The sequence below is a fragment of the Hydrogenophilus islandicus genome (assembly GCF_054657095.1).
In genome coordinates this window covers 16,497-32,142 of record NZ_BAAHXE010000003.1, presented here as the reverse complement: position 1 = coordinate 32,142, position 15,646 = coordinate 16,497, and the positions used below count along the sequence as shown (strand labels likewise).

The following is a 15,646-nucleotide window of genomic DNA, read 5'->3' as shown; positions in this document are numbered from 1 at the left end:
TGGCGCGATGAGCGACGATACCCAACAGCCGATCATCATCAAGCGCGTCAAGAAGGTGAGCGGCGGCGCGCACGGCGGGGCGTGGAAGATCGCCTACGCCGACTTCGTTACTGCGATGATGGCCTTCTTCCTGCTGATGTGGCTGCTGGGGTCGACCGCCAAGGGGGACCTTCAAGGGATCGCACAATTTTTTCAGAACCCGTTGAAAATGGCCCGCGACGGAGGGAGCGGATCGGGGGACGCCGAACGGATCATCCCCGGGGGTGGGGAAGACCTCAGCCGACGGGTGGGACAGGTCAAGAAGGGCGACACCCCCTCGAAAAGCACCTTTCAGCGGGACGGCGGCGAGGGGTCGATGCCTGTAAAAGGGCGGTCGGAGAGTAAAAATAAAGCCGATGCCGAAGAACGGTTGAGCGGTGCCGACGCGAACAGCGCTGAGGCGGCGCAGAAGGAGCAGGAGCGGCAGCGCGAGATCGCGCAGATGGAGCGGGTGCGGTCGCTCCTGGAGGCGATGATCGAAGCCGATAGCACCTTGAGGGCGTTGCGTGACCAAATCCGCATGCAGATCACCGACGACGGGCTCGCGATCGAAATCGTCGACGAGAAGAACCGGCCGATGTTCGCCTCTGGAAGCGCCCAGGTGCAGCCCTACATGCGCGACCTCCTGAGGCTCATCGGTCGAACGCTCCGGGGGATCGAGAACCGGATCATGATCGCTGGCCATACCGACGCGACGCCCTTCGCGAACAACGGCCGCGGCATTTCCAACTGGGAGCTCTCGGCCGACCGGGCGAACGCCGCGCGCCGTGAGCTGGTCGCTGGCGGGCTCGACCCGGAGAAGGTCTTCCGCGTCGTCGGAATGGCCGATACCGTCCCGTTCGTGCCCGATGACCCCTACGCGCCGCAGAACCGCCGCATCAGCATCATCGTTTTGAAGCGCGAGGCCGAAGAGGATCTGCGCCAACAGGCGCAACAGATCAGCGCGACGGTGCGCCAAGGAGTCGCCCGTGAATGACGCGGAGCTGTCCGCCCTCTACGAACGGGAGAAGGCGGAGACACTCGCCGCGATCGAAGCGCTCCTTGTTGACGCCGACGCGAACGGTTGGAGTTCAGGGAAGCGGCAAGAGGCGGTGCGGCTCGCCCACTCCCTCAAGGGGGCGGCGGCGTCGATGGGGGAGCGGGCGGTGGCGACGCTCGCGCGGCTCCTCGAAGAGCGGCTCGCGAAGTGGCCAGAGTCCCCCGCACCGGCCACCGCATCCTCTTCTGCACCATCCCGTGATGCCCACCCCAACCGCGCGCAGGAGGGTAGCCGCGTGAACGAGCGGCGCTGGAGAGTCGCCTTCACACCGACTCCCATTCTCCGCTCGAACCCCGTTTTGCAAGAGGAGCTTGACCGCTCGTTACAGGCGGCGGGAGCCCTCTTCCCCCCCGATTGGCGAGAGTCCCCTTCGGGGCTCTGGGAAGGGGAGCTGACGACCGGCGACGCCGACGAACGGGTAATCCGAAATGCTTTGGAGCTCTTTGCGCTCCCGGGGACGGTGACGGTCGCTCTGAGCAGTGAGCCGCAGGAGGGGGAAGCAGTTGCGCGCGAAGAACAGCTTTGCGCTCCCCAACGGCCTCCGAGTGTGCGTGAAGAAGGTGGTCTCCTTGAAGGGGGGGCGGCGCTGCTTGCTTTGTGGTCCTCTTGGTGGCAAACCCAGAAAGAGGGGCTGGGGGTCGTCGCACTCAGCAGTTCGCACCCGTCAGCGGTGTGGGCCGCACAACTCCCGTTGCGCGAACTCGCGCACCACTGGCAGCAGGCGTGGCAGGCGGCGCTTCCCCAGTGGCAGGTGCGCTTTGCGGCCGACACGGTGCGCCTCCACCCCGACCTTGCGGCGCAACTCGACCGGTGGCAGAAAGATGCTCGAACCGCGCTCGCCTCGGGTGTCGCGGGGGATGCTCACCCGCACGCGGTGGCGATTGCGCTTCGCCGTGAAGGGGCGCTCCTCTGGCTCACGGTCAGCGGTGACCCGGAGGCGGTCGCCGCGATCCGGTCCGTCTGGGATCCGGAGGTACGCGCCCACTACGGTCGCGTCGTTTCTGAAGCGCCCAGCGAGTGGGTGGCGACGTTGCCGTTTGCGCCCGGTCTCCTGTGGGCTTTTGCTCTGACGATCGACCATCAGCGGGTGGTGGTGGCGGCCGAAACAGTCGCTGCCTTTTTCCCTGAGGTGCCCCAGTCGGCTGTGCGCCAGATCGGGGCGTTCTGGACTGTTACCGTCGGTGGCAACCTTTACCGCTGGCAGCCGTTGTTGCCCGAGGCGTCGCGTGCGCCGTGGGACTATCCCCTTCTTGTCGCGTTTCAGAGCTCGCGGGGGGTGCTCCTTACCGGCGTCGATTACGCCGAGCGCGCCCAAGCGGTCTTTGTTACCCCTCTGCCGAATGCGCCAGGCAGTGCCCCGTGGGTTGGAGTGGTCACTGAGCGGGAGCGGCTCGCAACCGTCATCGACCCCGAGCGGTGGTGGCCCGAGTAGCTGACTCGCCCACGACTCAAGTTTTTCCGTTTTCTGCCGATAACCCTCAATAGGCAAGTTGCATTGAGGGATCGGTCGTGGTCTGGGATCGAGTGGCAGAACGGCTCTATTGGGCGGCGCTCAACGCCGACGCCGTTGCTGCCCGTTACCCTGACGATCTGGCGGTGCAGGCGCTGCGCGAACAGCTCGCCGCTCTCGTCGCGCTCGTTACCGCCGAAGAGGGTGACTCGATCGAGTCGACCGCTGGGGGTGAAGCCGAACCCTCGGTGGAACCCCGGGGCGACGGGGGAGAAAAGAGCGGCAAACGAAGTGCCCCCCATGCCCCCCGCCGCCCTGTTCGGGTGGTCGCGCGGGGGGTGTTGAACGGAAGTGAAGATTGGGAGACGCTGATCCGGTAGATTACACGTCGCACCGCAGAAGCTCTGGGTGCTCCTCACCCGTTGCGACCAACCGGTGGAGCCCGGCGATCACCTGCATCGACGCCTCTTCCATGCGCGTGAGCGCCGTGATCACTTCGTCCCAGTTCCCCGCGGCGTAGGCCGTAAGCGCCGCTTTCGCCGCGTCGTGAACGGCGCGATGCGGCGTTTCGAGATCGCGGTAGCCGGGGAAGTGGCTGAAACAGTCGTGCCCCTTCCCTTCGTAGTACCACTTCCCCAACCGGCAGTTCTGGTGGGTGGAGAGCTCGCTCGCCTCTTTTTTGCTGTTGCCCAGGATCACCTGGTAGACGTCGAACTTGAAGACGATGTGGTCGAGTTTTGCGATTTCGCAGAAGGCCAGAAACGCCGAGAGGGCAGACGCGCGGTGGATCGTCTCGATCTCGTTCCCCAGCGCTTCCGCCTCTTGCGCGGTGGAGCGGCTCTCGTCGCTGTGGCTCTTCGCCCGCTCGGCGAGCGCGACGATTGCGGCGCGGCTCGAGCTGCTGTCGCTGCGGATCTGCTCGACGAGGCGGGCGATGTCGGAGGTAGCGACCGCGGTGCGTTCCGCCAGTTTCCGCACCTCGTCGGCGACCACAGCGAAGCCGCGCCCCTGTTCGCCGGCGCGCGCCGCTTCGATCGCGGCGTTGAGCGCCAAGAGGTTGGTCTGATCGGCGATCTCGCGGATGAGGTTGACGATCCCGCTGATCTGCTGGGCGCGCTCGTCGAGTGCCCCAATCTTCGCCATCGCCTCTTGCGACGCTTCGGCAAGTTTCTGCAGGTTCGTGGCAATCGAGCGCACCACCTCCTCGGTCTTCGTCGCCGCCTCTTCGGCTTTTTCTGTCTGGTGCTCATTGCGCTCAGCGGTGTCAGCCAACCGGACGAAGCTCTCGCGCACGGCTCCGAGTGAGGCGCCAAAGGTGATGAACTCTTTGAGGACGCGGCGGATCTGTTCGACCTCTTTGCGGCACGCTTCGGCCTCTGCGCGCGCCGCCTCTGCGGCTCGGCGCTCGTTGGCCAACGCCTGCTGCGCCTGGGCCAGTTCAGCAGTGAGCGCCTCGATGCGTGCCGCCTGTTCTTGAAGTTTTGCTTTGTTGCCAAACATTGGGTTCTCCTTTCCCGTGTGCGGTAACGTGATTATCGGCGTTTCGGGAAAAAACTTGAGGAAAAAAAGGGGGGAGATTCCACACCAAATCCCCTCAAGTTTTTTCGCGATCCGTCGTAATATATCACTATCGCCGCAGCGGGCGGAGAAGGAGCAGACGATGACCGACCTCTTGAAACGGATCGACGAGCGCACCAAGCTCGCCGGAACCAACAAACTGGAGATTCTGCTGTTTACGTTGGGTGTGAGCCGAGCCACCGGCCGACGGGAGACCTTTGGCATCAACGTCTTCAAGGTGCGGGAGGTGATGAAGACGCCGCCGATCACCGCGGCACCCGAGATGCCGAAAGCGGTGAAGGGGATGGTGAGTCTCCGAGGGGTGCTGGTGCCGGTCGTCGACCTCGGCGAATATGTCGGGGTCGAACCCGGGTCGGAGCGCAACATCATGATCGTCACCGAATACAATCAGCACGTTCAAGGGTTTCTGGTCGAATCGGTCGACACGATCCTGCGCCTCGACTGGTCGCAGATGCGGGTTCCCCCCGAGATGTTGACGGCGAAGATGGGGGGGCTCGTGACCGCAGTGACGGAGCTTCCCGACGGGCGGCTCGTGATGCTGCTCGACGTCGAGAAGGTGCTCTCTGATACCACCGGCGGAGTCGAGGCTGAAGCCGACCTCTTTGCCGGAATCGAACCGCTGCCCGATGGGGAGCGCTTTACCATCTACTACGCCGACGACTCGGCGATTGCGCGCGAACAGGTCGAACGGACGCTCAAAAAGCTCGGCGTGCGCTATGTCGAAGCAGTCAACGGCCGGCAGTGCTGGGAGAATCTTGAACGGGCCGCGGAGCGGGCGCGAGCGCTGAAACGGCCGGTAAAGGATTTTGTCTCGGCGGTCCTGACTGACATCGAGATGCCGGAGATGGATGGGTTTATCCTCACCAAAAAGATCAAGACCGACCGCCGCTTTGCTGGGATCCCGGTGTTGATGCACTCGTCGCTCTCGGGGATGCAGAACCAGCACTTGGGTAAGTCGGTGGGGGTGGACGAGTATGTCCCGAAGTTTCAGCCTCAGGAGCTCGCGTCGATTCTGCGCCGCGTCCTCTATGAGGCCCACAGCAACAAGGAGTGAGCGATGGGACTTCCCGCAAAAACCGTGATCGAACCGGAACTGGTCGACGACAAACCGCAACACTCGCCGTTTGAAGAGATCGAGGCGCGTGCAGGGCTTGCCGGGTCGAACCGCTTTGAGATCCTCCTCTTTTCGCTGGGGACGAGCGAAATTTTTGGCGTCAACGTCTTCAAGGTGCGGGAGGTGATGAGCACCCCATTCATCACCCGCGCACCCAACGTCCCGCCGGGGGTTGAAGGGCTCGTGAGCTTGCGCGGTAATGTCATTCCAGTGGTGTCGCTCGCGAAGGTGATGGGGCTCGCCCCGATGGATGACCGGCTCGCGCCGACGATGATGGTTGCGGAGTACAGCAAAAAGACGCTCGCGTTTCTCGTCGAATCGGTCGACCGGATCATCCGTGTCGAGTGGGCTTTGGTCCGCGAACCGGAGAATGTCTCGCAGCAGGTCCACGGGATGATCACCGCGATTACCGAGCTCCCCGACGGCCGGATCGTCTCGATCATCGACGTCGAGTCGATCCTCGCGCGCGTCTTTGGCGAAGAGGCGGTCGGGACGATCCTGCCGATCCCCGACGGACACCGTTACCACGTCTTCTTTGTCGACGATTCGGGTGTGGCACGCAAGAAGATCGCCGAGGTGCTCGACAAACTCGGGGTGAAGCACATGCACGCGAACAACGGCGCGGAGGCATGGGCGCGACTCGAGAGTATGGCCAATTTCGCCGAGCAGACGGGGGGGCAGTTGCGCGACCAGGTCGATGTGATTCTGGTCGACGCTGAGATGCCCGAGATGGACGGCTACGTGCTCACCAAATATATCAAGGCCGACCCGCGGTTTGAGGGAATTCCGGTGATCATGCACTCGTCGCTCTCTTCCCAGGCGAACCGCGCGATGGGGGAACGGGTGGGGGTCGACGGCTATGTGGCAAAATTCGATGCCCATGCGTTGGCCGAGACCCTTCGGCCCCTATTGATGCGGTAGATGAAAGGAGCGACAGCGAATGGACAAGAGCAAGATCCGGTTTCTGGTGGTCGATGATTTCTCGACGATGCGCCGCATCGTGCGTAACCTCCTCAAAGAGTTGGGCTACACCAACGTCGAAGAGGCGGAAGACGGGCAGGTGGCGCTCAACAAATTGGAGAGTCAACCGTTCGATTTCGTGATTACCGACTGGAACATGCCGAACATGGATGGGCTTACGCTGCTGCGCAAGATCCGCAGTTCCGATAAGCTCAAGCACCTGCCGGTGTTGATGATCACCGCGGAGGCGAAGAAGGAGAACATCATCGCTGCAGCGCAGGCGGGCGCTTCTGGTTACATCGTCAAACCCTTCACGGCGGCGGTGCTGGCAGAGAAGCTCGACCGTATCTTCGCCAAGTTGGGCAAGGAGTGAGCGGGGGGACGAGAGGATGAGCAAAAAACACGAAAGCGGTGACAACGACGAACTGCAGGCGCTCTTCGACAGCATCGTCGGCTCAAGCGGGCAGAGTTCGGAACCCGCGCCCGAAAGCGGCGACAGCGACGAGCTCCAGGCGCTCTTCGATACGGTTGCCGAACAGTTCGCCGAGGCGGAAGCGAACGCCCCCGAGCTGAGTGAGGAAGCCGCCGAGCCCCCCATGAGTGACGCGGATCGCAGCGAGCTCTACCGCCGCATCGGCAAAGTGGCGCGGCAGCTCCACGACGCGCTCAAAGAGTTGGGGTGCGAGTCTGTTGTTGCCGAAGCGGCGCAGGCGGTGCCGGACGCGAAGGAACGGCTGCGCTATATCGCGCAGAAGACCGAAGAGGCCGCGGTGAAGGTGCTGAATGCTGCGGAGATCGCCTCGCCGCTCCAGAAGGAGATCGAGAGCAAAGCGCACGCGTTGCGCGCCCAGTGGGACAAGCTCTTTGCCAATGAACTCTCGCCGCAAGCGTTCAAGGCGCTTGCGCGCGAAACCCACGCATTTTTGGCGCTTGCCGAGGAGAACGCCCACCTCACCACCGAGCAGCTGATGAATATCGTGATGGCGCAGGATTTCCAGGATCTTACCGGCCAGGTGATCAAGAAGGTGATCGAGATCGTCGGGCGGATCGAGACTGAACTCTTGCAGATCCTCATCGAAGCGATGCCCGAGGAGGTGAAGCGGCAGAAAGGGAAGGGTGAGGGCGAGAGTTTGATGAATGGCCCGGCGGTGCAAAAGGGCGAAGGGGTGCTCTCGTCGCAAGAAGAGGTCGATGATCTGTTGAGTAGCCTCGGATTCTGACCGCCGGGGAAAAGAGAGGAGCGGAACCATGAGTGACTTTGCCGGCATGCAGGACCTCCTTCAGGATTTTTTGGTCGAAGCGGAGGATCTCCTTTCGGGTGTCGATAACCGCCTGGTGGAACTCGAGAAGAACCCGCACGACAAAAACCTCCTCAACGAGATCTTTCGCGGATTCCACACGATCAAAGGGGGGGCGGGGTTTCTTGGGGCCAATGAACTCGTCACCCTCTGCCACCTCACCGAAAACCTCTTCGACAAATTGCGCAACGACGAACTGGCGCTTACCCCCGCCCTCATGGATCTGATTCTCGAGGCGACGGCAGGGGTACGGGAGATGTTCTCCTACCTCGAGCGCAGCGTGCAACCTCCTCCCGCCGATGAGTCGCTTCTGGAGCGCCTCCGTCTGGCGATTGCCGGCAAACTCGATGGGGATACTGCGCGGAGCGCTACCCCAAAAGGCACCTCATCCGCGGCCGGCGCCGACGAATCGGGCGGCGAAGAGCCCGATTGGGAGCTCCTTCACCAAGTGGTGACCGGAAAAGAGGAGAGCGGTGCGCAGCGCGCGGAGGAGGCGAAACCTGCCGCTCAACCCGCCGCTGCGGCCTCCACGCTCCCCGCCACTCCCGCGCGACGTGCTTCTGTCCCCGCGCCTACCCGCCGCCAGGCTGAGACCCGCGACCAGGGGATTCGGATCGATACCGCGCGGCTCGACCAGGTACTCAACCTCGCGGGCGAAATTGGTCTGACGAAGAACCGGCTCACGGCGTTGCGCAGCGATATTCTTGCCGGCAAGACCGACCCGGATACGCTGCATGCGCTCGACGTCTCGGTCAACCAGCTCGATCTTCTCGTCTCCGACCTGCAGAACGCGGTGATGAAGACCCGGATGCAGCCGATCGGCCGGCTCTTCCAGAAGTACCCCCGAATCGCTCGTGACCTCGCCCGACAGCTCGGGAAGCAGATTGAACTCGTGATTACCGGTGAGGAGACCGAGATCGACAAGACGATGATCGACGATCTTTCTGACCCGCTCATTCATCTCATTCGCAACGCCGTCGACCACGGGATCGAATCGCCAGAGGAGCGGGTGGCCGCCGGCAAGAAGCCGGAGGGGACGATTCACCTCTCCGCAAAGCAGGAAGGCGACCACATCCTCATCATCATCGCCGACGACGGCAAGGGGATGAGCCCCGAGAAGATCCGCGCCAAAGCGGTCGAGAAAGGGTTGATCTCGGCGGATGAGGCGAATGGCCTCGACGACCGGCAGAGCCTCAACCTCATCTTTTTACCCGGCTTTTCGACTGCCGAGAAGGTCTCCGACGTCTCCGGCCGGGGGGTCGGGATGGATGTGGTGCGCACCAACATCACGAAACTGAACGGCACGATCGACGTTCAGTCGGAACCGGGGCGGGGGACGACCTTCGTCATCAGCCTGCCGCTCACGCTCGCGATTCTGCCGGTGCTCCTCGTGCGCCTCGGGGAACAGCCCTTTGCGGTGCCTCTGTCGATGGTGCGGGAGATTCTCCCGATCCATCTTGAGGAAGTGCGCGAGGTCGGCGGGCGGTCGACGCTTGTCGTGCGCGGGGAAGTGTTGCCGATTCTCCCCCTTGCGCTCCTCCTCAACTGGCCGATGACCCGTACCCCCACCTACGGGGTGCTGATGCAGATGGCGGAGTTCTCCTTCATTTTAGGGATCGACAGCTTCGCCGGCCGGGAGGACGCGGTGATCAAGTCGCTCGAAGACTTCCGGCCGAAGGGGGTTGCCGGGGTGACGATCCTCTCCAACGGCCAGATCGTGTTGATCCTCGACATGAAGGAGCTCTTCGAGACGAGCTCCGGCCGGCAGGGGGTGAGTAAGCGGGAGCTCGAGCGCTACGCGCAACCGGCCGAAGCGATGCAGCCCGCTTAGCTGCTGACCAGCGAGAGGAGGCGGGTGTGGGCCGTAATGAAGGCCTCTAACCCCGCCTGCTGCAACGCGTCGCCGATTGCTTCGAGGTCGATCCCGAGGGTGGTGAGGCGCGCGAGGTGCTGTTGCGCCTCGTCCGCCCCTTGCGTGAGGGTCGCGTCAGTAATCTTCCCGTGGTCGAGGAGCGCCTCCAGCGTCGGAAGGGGGAGGGTGTTGATCGTCTCCGCACCCACGAGCGGCTCGACGTAGAGGAGGTCAGAGTAAGCGGGGTTTTTGGTGCTCGTGCTCGCCCACAAAAGGCGCTGCGGCCGTTCGGCAAAACCGCGGTGCGTCGTGATGAGGTTCTGATACGCGGCACCGATTGTCTTCGCCATCGCCACTGCGGTTTGCCCCTGCCACTCGGGATGGTCGGGAGCGCGTTCGGTCAGCAGGGGATCGACCGCCGAGTCGACGCGCGAGAGAAAAACGCTCGCGACACTCGGTCCGGGTGCGATAGCATTCTTCGCAGCTCGACCGAGCGCGCGCACATAGGCGTTCGCCACCTGTTGCCACTGCTGAGGAGAGAAGATCAACGTGACGTTGACCCCGATCCCCTCGGCGACGAGCGTCTCCATCGCTTCGATCCCGGCAGCGGTGGCAGGGATTTTGATGAGTACATTGGGTTCGGGGATGCGTGCCTTGAGCCGCCGGGCAGCGGCAAGCGTCCCCTCCCGGTCGTGCGCGAGCAGCGGGCTCACCTCGATGCTGACGTAACCGGCGCGGCCGCTGCTCTCTTCCCAGGTGGGGCGAAACTGTTGGCACGCCGTGAGGACGTCGGCAGCAGTCAGCAGCTCCAACGCCTCTTCTGGTTCGATGGCACTCGCTTTGAGCGCCGCGAGCTCCTCCTGGTAGGCGGAGCTTTGGGTGATCGCCTTTTCGAAGATCGCCGGGTTGGTCGTTACGCCGCTCACCCCCCGATCGCGCCACCGTTCGAGGGTGCCATCTTGCAGCCACTCCCGGGTCAGCTGGTCGAGCCAGATCTGTTGCCCCAAAAGGGAGAGGTGATGCAGTAGGGGGTGAGCAGCCATCAGCGCCTCCAGCAAAAAAGCCCCGTTTCCGGGGCGTGGTAAGGTCAGGAAAATTGGGCGTTACGCGGCGAAGTTCTTTTCGGCAAACGACCAGTTCACCAGATGGTCGAGGAATGCCGTGACAAAGTCGGGGCGACGGTTGCGATAGTCGATGTAGTAGGCGTGCTCCCAGACGTCGATCGTCAAAAGGGGCTTGTCGCCGGTGGTGAGTGGCGTACCTGCTGCACCCATATTGACGATGTCGACACTGCCATCAGGCTTCTTCACGAGCCACGTCCAGCCCGAGCCGAAGTTGCCGACGGCGGAGGCGTGAAACGCCTTTTTGAACGCGTCGAAGTCCCCCCACTTGGCGATGATCGCCTCTTTGAGCGCTCCGCTTGGTTCTCCGCCGCCGTTCGGGGTGAGGCAGTTCCAGAAGAAGGTGTGGTTCCAGGTCTGTGCCGCGTTGTTGTAGATGCCGCCGGCAGGAGCCTTCTTGACGATCTCCTCGAGCGGCATCGACTCGAACTCAGTCCCTTTGATCAGGTTGTTGAGGTTGTTGACGTAAGCCTGGTGGTGTTTCCCGTGGTGGTATTCGAGCGTCTCGGCGCTCATGTAGGGTTCAAGCGCATTTTTGGCAAACGGGAGTTCGGGAAGTTGGTGCATCATCGGATGGGTCCTCCTGTCATGGGTGGGTCTAAAGCTTGACCATTTTACTCAGTTTTGGCGATCGTGGCAACGTGGGCATCCGCGGTGCCATCGGCAAAACGGATGCGAATTTCCTCTTGCGGCGCGAGGTCGGCTACGCGAGTGACCACCTTGCCACTCGGATCGAAGACAAGAGTGTACCCCCTGTCGAGCACCGCAAGCGGCGAGAGGGCCTTGAGTTGTGCATCAAGCGCGGCAAGCTGTTCGCGCGGGGTAGAGAGGTTGGGCGGATGGCGCGTGAGCCGCTCGTCCCAGTGGATGAGCTGCCGGCCAAAAGGGGCGAGAAGCGCGAGGGGATGGGGCATGCGGCGTTCGAGTTGCGTGAGCGCCTCCCGTTGGGCGGCGAGTTGCGCGCGGGGGTGGCGGAGCTGTTGCGCGACCGCTTCCAGCTCTCGAGCACGGGTGCGCAGCGTCGTGCTCAACGCCTCGCTCATGCGGCTACGGGCGTGGTCCAGGCGATGAAGGGCGTCGCGAAGAAGCGAGCGGGGCGAAAGGTGCAAGAGGTTCCGCTCCCGCTCATCCATCTGTTGCACCGCCTCTTGCCAGTGTTGCGCAAAAGCGCGGTGCAGCCGCGTTTGGAGTTGCTCAAGCGTCCCGATCGCTTCGCTCCACCCTTGCGACACCGCCGTCGCCGCCCCGGTCGGGGTCGGGGCGCGCAGGTCAGCGACGAAATCGGCGATCGTCGTGTCGGTTTCGTGCCCGACACCGCTCACCACCGGAATCGGACAGGCGGCAATCGCCCGCGCCACCCCCTCGTCGTTGAATGCCGCAAGGTCCTCAGCGGCGCCCCCACCGCGCACCAGGAGCACCAGCTCGAGCTTCAACGCCTGGTGGGCTTGCCCCACCCAACGCAACGCCGCAGCGATCGCTTGCGGGGCCTCTTTCCCTTGAACGAGGGTCGGGAAGAGGACCGCTTCGATCATCGGGGCGCGGTTGGCAAGTGTGCGGAGCACATCTTGCAGGGCGTCGGCCTGGGGGCTGGTGACGATCGCGATCCGCCTCGGGTAGCGGGGGAGCGGGCGCTTCCGTTCTGGGGCAAACAACCCCTCTGCTTCCAGTTTCGCTTTGACTTCGAGAAAGCGTTGGTACCACGCACCGGCACCGGCGGCGCGCAGCGTCTGGACGTCGAGCTGATAGGTGCCGCGCGGGGCGTAGGTGGTGAGCGTTCCGAGCACCTCGATCGCATCTCCGTTCTTGGGGAGCGTCACGCGTTGCGCGCGACTGCGCCACAAGGTGCAGGAGATCGCGGCCGCATCATCCTTGAGCGTGAAGTAGATGTGGCCAGAGGGGGCACGGGAGAGGTTGCTCACTTCACCGGTCACCCAGATCGGGTTGGGGAATTGGGTGGTGAGCGTCTCCAGGATCGCTTGGCTGAGGTCACTGACGGTCCAGACGGAAGGTGGCATGTTGGAGTCGGGTGAGATGTTCCGGGGGGATATTTTGTCATAATGGCGGCTGTTGTGGTGGGCAAGGAATCTCCATGGGCTCTTTCTCCCTCCTCTCCTGGCCGATGTGGCCGTTGATCGTGGCCTCCGTTGTGGGGTTGGCGATTGTCCTTGAGCGCGCGGTGGCGCTGCGGCGCAGCCGAATCAATCCGCCGGGGTTGCTCCCGTCGGTGCTGGAGCGGCTGCGCCAGGGGGAATCGCCGATCGTGCTCGCGGAGCAGCTCGCGAACCACTCGCCGCTCGGTCGCGTGCTCGCTGCTGGATTGCGCAACTACACGGCAAGCCGCGAGGTGATGAAAGAGGCGATCGAGGATGAGGGGCGGGTGGTCGCGCACGAACTCGAACGCTACCTCACGACGCTGGGGACGATTGCGGTGATCGCCCCCCTCTTGGGGCTCTTTGGCACGATCGTCGGGATGATCGAGATCTTCGCTTCGCAGGGGGCGGTTGCGAACCCGCAACAGTTGGCGCAGGGCATTTCGGTCGCGCTCTACACGACGGGCTTTGGCCTCATCATCGCGATTCCAGCGACGATCTTCTGGCGCCACTACCGCGCCTACGTCGATGACCTGATTCTCGAAATGGAACAGGCGGCGGTGCGGTTGATCGAAGTGGCCCACGGCGAACGGGTCGAAGGGTAGGAGCGAACGATGCGTTTCTCCCGCGCTGCGCACCACGACGAGCCGCAACTGAGCCTCGTGCCGCTCATCGACGTCGTGCTGGTGATCCTCATCTTCTTGAGCGTGACCACCACCTTCTCCTCGGTGGGGCAACTCAAAATCGATCTGCCGGAGGGCGAAGCGCAGCGTATTGAGGCGCCGCAGACGCTCCATATCGCGATCACGGCGAACGGCCAGCTCTTTATCGACGGCGTCGCGGTTTCGGGCAACGACGTGGAGGCGATCGAAAAAGCGCTGGCGCGCCACGTTCCGGCGCAGAGTGATCCCCTGGTGGTGATCGAAGCCGACGCGGCAACGCCCCACCAGCGGGTGATCGACGCCCTGCGCGCGGCGCAGCGCGTCGGGCTGGGTCGCGTCAGTTTCGCGGTGGAACGGCGCGAGTGAAACGGGGTGCCCCCAGTTGGTGGCAACGGCGCGGAGGAGTCGCGGCGTTCCTCTATCCCCTGTCGCTCCTCTATCGCCTCCTCTTTCTCCTCCACCGTCTATGGCAAAGGGGGCGACGATGTGCCCTCCCGGTGCCGGTGATCGTTGTCGGAAATATCACCGTAGGCGGGAGCGGCAAAACGCCGGTAGTCGAAGCGCTCGTGACCGCGCTCACGTCGCGCGGGGTTGCGGTAGGCATCGCGAGCCGCGGTTACCGCAGCCGCGCAGAGAAGGGGGCGCCGGAGCTGGTCACTGCGCGCGACTGCGAACGCTTTGGCGACGAGCCGGTGCTCCTCGCGACCCGTACCGGGGTCCCGGTGGTCGTCGGTCGCGACCGGTGTGAAGCGGTCGCGAAGATGCTTGCCGCACATCCCCACCTCGATGTTGTCGTTTGCGACGACGGCCTGCAACACCACCGCTTGCCGCGCGCGTGGGAGATCGCGGTCGTCGACCCGGCAACGCTCGGGAACCGCTGGCTCCTGCCCGCTGGACCGCTCAGAGAGCCGCTTGCGCGGCTGCGGCGTGTCGCAGCGATCCTTGTGCGGGGGGCAGTCAATGATGCGGAGGCGCAGCGGACGATCGCTGCGCTCGTCGGCGACGGACCGCTTCCGCCGGTCTGGGCCCTTCCCGTCGAACCGCTCGGGTTGTCGCCCCTTGCGGCGTGGCGCGAGGGGGGGGAGAGCAGTGCGGCTGGGAAGGAGCTCCTGCCGCTCTCGGCGCTCGCTGGCAAACGGGTCGCCGCGATTGCCGGCATCGCCCATCCTGACCGCTTTTTTGCCCTGCTCACCGCGTGCGGTGCCGACGTCACCCCGTACCCCTTTCCCGACCATCACCCTTTCGCCGCTGAGGATCTTCCGCCTCCACAACCCGACGGCTACCGGATTTTTACCGCGAAAGATGCGATAAAATGCGCCCGATGGGCCGAGCCGAACGACCTCGTGCTTGAGGTTCGCGCGAAGCTCCCCGCCGCGCTCGTTGGCCAAATCGAGGACCTTTTGCATGGATCCACACCTCCTGGAAATCCTGGTCTGTCCGCTCTGTAAGGGCAAATTGCATCTGCAGAGCGAGCCGCCGCGCCTCGTCTGCCTATTCGATCGCCTCGCCTACCCGATCCGCGACGGCATCCCGGTGATGTTGCCCGACGAGGCGGTGCCGCTTTCGACCGAGGAGATCGATCGGATCAAGCGCGAACGGGAGGGGGGAATCCCGACGATCGGGGGAGAAGCTCTTGACGTGGGGGCACCGTGACGCCGTTTCGCATCGTCATTCCGGCGCGGTTGCGCTCGTCGCGCCTTCCCGAGAAAGCGCTCGCCGATCTCGGCGGGAAGCCCCTGGTTGTCCGGGTCTGGGAGCAGGCGATCCGCTCGGGCGCTGAGGAGGTGTGGGTCGCGACCGACGACGAGCGCATTGCCGCGGTGGTTCGCACCGCAGGGGGAAACGCGTTACTGACCTCCCCAGACCACCCGTCGGGAACCGACCGGTTGGCGGAGGTGGTGGCGGAGCTCCAGTGGGGAAGTGACGCCATCGTCGTCAACTGGCAAGGGGATGAGCCGCTGCTGCCGGGAGCGCTTGTTCGGGCGGTCGCACAGAAATTGGCCGATCACCCCGATGCGGCGATCGCCACCGCCGCGGTTCCCGTCCGGTCGGTCGCGGAGTGGTGCGACCCCAACGCGGTGAAGGTGGTGTGTGACGCCCAGGGGTACGCCTGCTACTTTTCGCGCGCGGCGATTCCTTGGGCACGCGACTATTTTGCGGCGCTCGACACCAATCAGGGAAGTCGGGAGGTGGGTGAGGCCGTCCCACCGGTTGCGGTCTGGCGCCATCTCGGGCTCTACGCCTACCGAGCCGGGTTTTTGCGCCGCTTTGTCTCGTGGGCGGAGTCGCCGCTCGAGCAGGCGGAAAAGTTGGAACAGCTCCGGGCGCTCTGGTACGGCGAACGGATTGTCGTGCACCTCAGTGACGAAGCCCCTCCGCCCGGTGTCGATACCGCGGAGGATTTGGCGCGGGTGCGCCACCTTTTTGTGGGTTGAAGTCGTTT

General features: G+C 63.9%; 17 protein-coding genes and 1 pseudogene. 13 read left to right on the top strand and 5 right to left on the bottom strand.

Annotated features, from left to right (window positions below):
- Positions 1-7: 7 nt before the first annotated feature.
- From ACYQ6T_RS01905 to ACYQ6T_RS01895, 3 genes are all read left to right on the top strand, one after another.
- Positions 8-1,015: a flagellar motor protein MotB gene (locus ACYQ6T_RS01905; RefSeq protein WP_459826911.1), complete on the top strand. Its 1,008-nt coding sequence runs from the start codon at positions 8-10 to the stop codon at positions 1,013-1,015.
- A complete protein-coding gene (locus tag ACYQ6T_RS01900) occupies positions 1,008-2,510 on the top strand; it encodes an Hpt domain-containing protein (RefSeq protein ID WP_459826910.1) in 1,503 nt (500 codons plus the stop codon). The genes ACYQ6T_RS01905 and ACYQ6T_RS01900 overlap by 8 nt, the downstream gene beginning before the upstream one ends.
- Positions 2,511-2,587: 77 nt before the next feature.
- A complete protein-coding gene (locus tag ACYQ6T_RS01895; protein ID WP_459826908.1) occupies positions 2,588-2,908 on the top strand; it encodes a hypothetical protein in 321 nt (106 codons plus the stop codon).
- A gap of 1 nt (position 2,909) precedes the next feature.
- Here the strand turns inward: ACYQ6T_RS01895 and ACYQ6T_RS01890 are convergent, their stop codons facing one another.
- Both ACYQ6T_RS01890 and ACYQ6T_RS01885 read right to left on the bottom strand, forming a co-directional pair.
- Positions 2,910-3,254, bottom strand: a complete 345-nt coding sequence (locus ACYQ6T_RS01890) for a CZB domain-containing protein (protein WP_459827030.1) — start codon at positions 3,252-3,254, stop codon at positions 2,910-2,912.
- A gap of 117 nt (positions 3,255-3,371) precedes the next feature.
- A pseudogene (locus ACYQ6T_RS01885) lies at positions 3,372-4,028 on the bottom strand (methyl-accepting chemotaxis protein); the annotation flags it as partial.
- 160 nt (positions 4,029-4,188) lie between these two features.
- Between ACYQ6T_RS01885 and ACYQ6T_RS01880 the strand changes: the two are divergent.
- The 5 genes from ACYQ6T_RS01880 to ACYQ6T_RS01860 are packed head-to-tail and all read left to right on the top strand — an operon-like array spanning position 4,189 to position 9,309.
- Positions 4,189-5,160 (top strand): chemotaxis protein, encoded by a 972-nt coding sequence (locus ACYQ6T_RS01880; RefSeq protein WP_459826906.1) that lies wholly within the window; start codon positions 4,189-4,191, stop codon positions 5,158-5,160.
- Positions 5,161-5,163: 3 nt separating this feature from the next.
- The gene (locus ACYQ6T_RS01875) at positions 5,164-6,141 is read left to right on the top strand and encodes a chemotaxis protein (protein WP_459826904.1); all 978 of its coding nucleotides are present in this window, start codon (positions 5,164-5,166) and stop codon (positions 6,139-6,141) included.
- Positions 6,142-6,160: 19 nt separating this feature from the next.
- The gene (gene cheY, locus ACYQ6T_RS01870; protein WP_459826902.1) at positions 6,161-6,553 is read left to right on the top strand and encodes a chemotaxis response regulator CheY; all 393 of its coding nucleotides are present in this window, start codon (positions 6,161-6,163) and stop codon (positions 6,551-6,553) included.
- 16 nt (positions 6,554-6,569) lie between these two features.
- Complete coding sequence (cheZ, locus tag ACYQ6T_RS01865; protein ID WP_459826900.1) at positions 6,570-7,400, top strand: protein phosphatase CheZ; 831 nt, start codon at positions 6,570-6,572, stop codon at positions 7,398-7,400.
- A gap of 28 nt (positions 7,401-7,428) precedes the next feature.
- Positions 7,429-9,309: a chemotaxis protein CheA gene (locus ACYQ6T_RS01860; protein ID WP_459826898.1), complete on the top strand. Its 1,881-nt coding sequence runs from the start codon at positions 7,429-7,431 to the stop codon at positions 9,307-9,309.
- On the opposite strand, the gene tal is transcribed toward ACYQ6T_RS01860, so the two are convergent.
- The 3 genes from tal to xseA are packed head-to-tail and all read right to left on the bottom strand — an operon-like array spanning position 9,306 to position 12,466.
- Entirely contained in the window at positions 9,306-10,373 is a 1,068-nt protein-coding gene (tal, locus tag ACYQ6T_RS01855; protein ID WP_459826896.1) for a transaldolase, read from the bottom strand. The two genes, ACYQ6T_RS01860 and tal, sit on opposite strands and share 4 nt — an antisense overlap.
- Before the next feature lie 60 nt (positions 10,374-10,433).
- Complete coding sequence (locus ACYQ6T_RS01850; protein ID WP_459826894.1) at positions 10,434-11,021, bottom strand: superoxide dismutase; 588 nt, start codon at positions 11,019-11,021, stop codon at positions 10,434-10,436.
- 44 nt (positions 11,022-11,065) lie between these two features.
- Positions 11,066-12,466 carry an exodeoxyribonuclease VII large subunit gene (gene xseA, locus ACYQ6T_RS01845; protein ID WP_459826892.1) on the bottom strand — a complete coding sequence of 467 codons (1,401 nt, stop codon included), beginning with the start codon at positions 12,464-12,466 and terminating at the stop codon, positions 11,066-11,068.
- 74 nt (positions 12,467-12,540) lie between these two features.
- On the opposite strand from xseA, the gene ACYQ6T_RS01840 reads away from it, so the two are divergent.
- From ACYQ6T_RS01840 to kdsB, 5 genes are read left to right on the top strand one after another with little or no spacing between them, the layout of a single operon-like run.
- Positions 12,541-13,146, top strand: a complete 606-nt coding sequence (locus ACYQ6T_RS01840) for a MotA/TolQ/ExbB proton channel family protein (RefSeq protein WP_459826890.1) — start codon at positions 12,541-12,543, stop codon at positions 13,144-13,146.
- 9 nt (positions 13,147-13,155) lie between these two features.
- Positions 13,156-13,569 (top strand): ExbD/TolR family protein, encoded by a 414-nt coding sequence (locus ACYQ6T_RS01835; RefSeq protein ID WP_459826888.1) that lies wholly within the window; start codon positions 13,156-13,158, stop codon positions 13,567-13,569.
- Positions 13,566-14,651 carry a tetraacyldisaccharide 4'-kinase gene (gene lpxK / locus ACYQ6T_RS01830; RefSeq protein WP_459826886.1) on the top strand — a complete coding sequence of 362 codons (1,086 nt, stop codon included), beginning with the start codon at positions 13,566-13,568 and terminating at the stop codon, positions 14,649-14,651. Before ACYQ6T_RS01835 ends, lpxK begins: the two co-directional genes overlap by 4 nt.
- Positions 14,608-14,856 carry a Trm112 family protein gene (locus ACYQ6T_RS01825; RefSeq protein WP_459826884.1) on the top strand — a complete coding sequence of 83 codons (249 nt, stop codon included), beginning with the start codon at positions 14,608-14,610 and terminating at the stop codon, positions 14,854-14,856. The genes lpxK and ACYQ6T_RS01825 overlap by 44 nt, the downstream gene beginning before the upstream one ends.
- Positions 14,853-15,638, top strand: coding sequence for a 3-deoxy-manno-octulosonate cytidylyltransferase (gene kdsB / locus ACYQ6T_RS01820; protein ID WP_459826882.1), 786 nt, complete (start codon positions 14,853-14,855; stop codon positions 15,636-15,638). The genes ACYQ6T_RS01825 and kdsB overlap by 4 nt, the downstream gene beginning before the upstream one ends.
- The last annotated feature ends 8 nt before the right edge of the window (positions 15,639-15,646 follow it).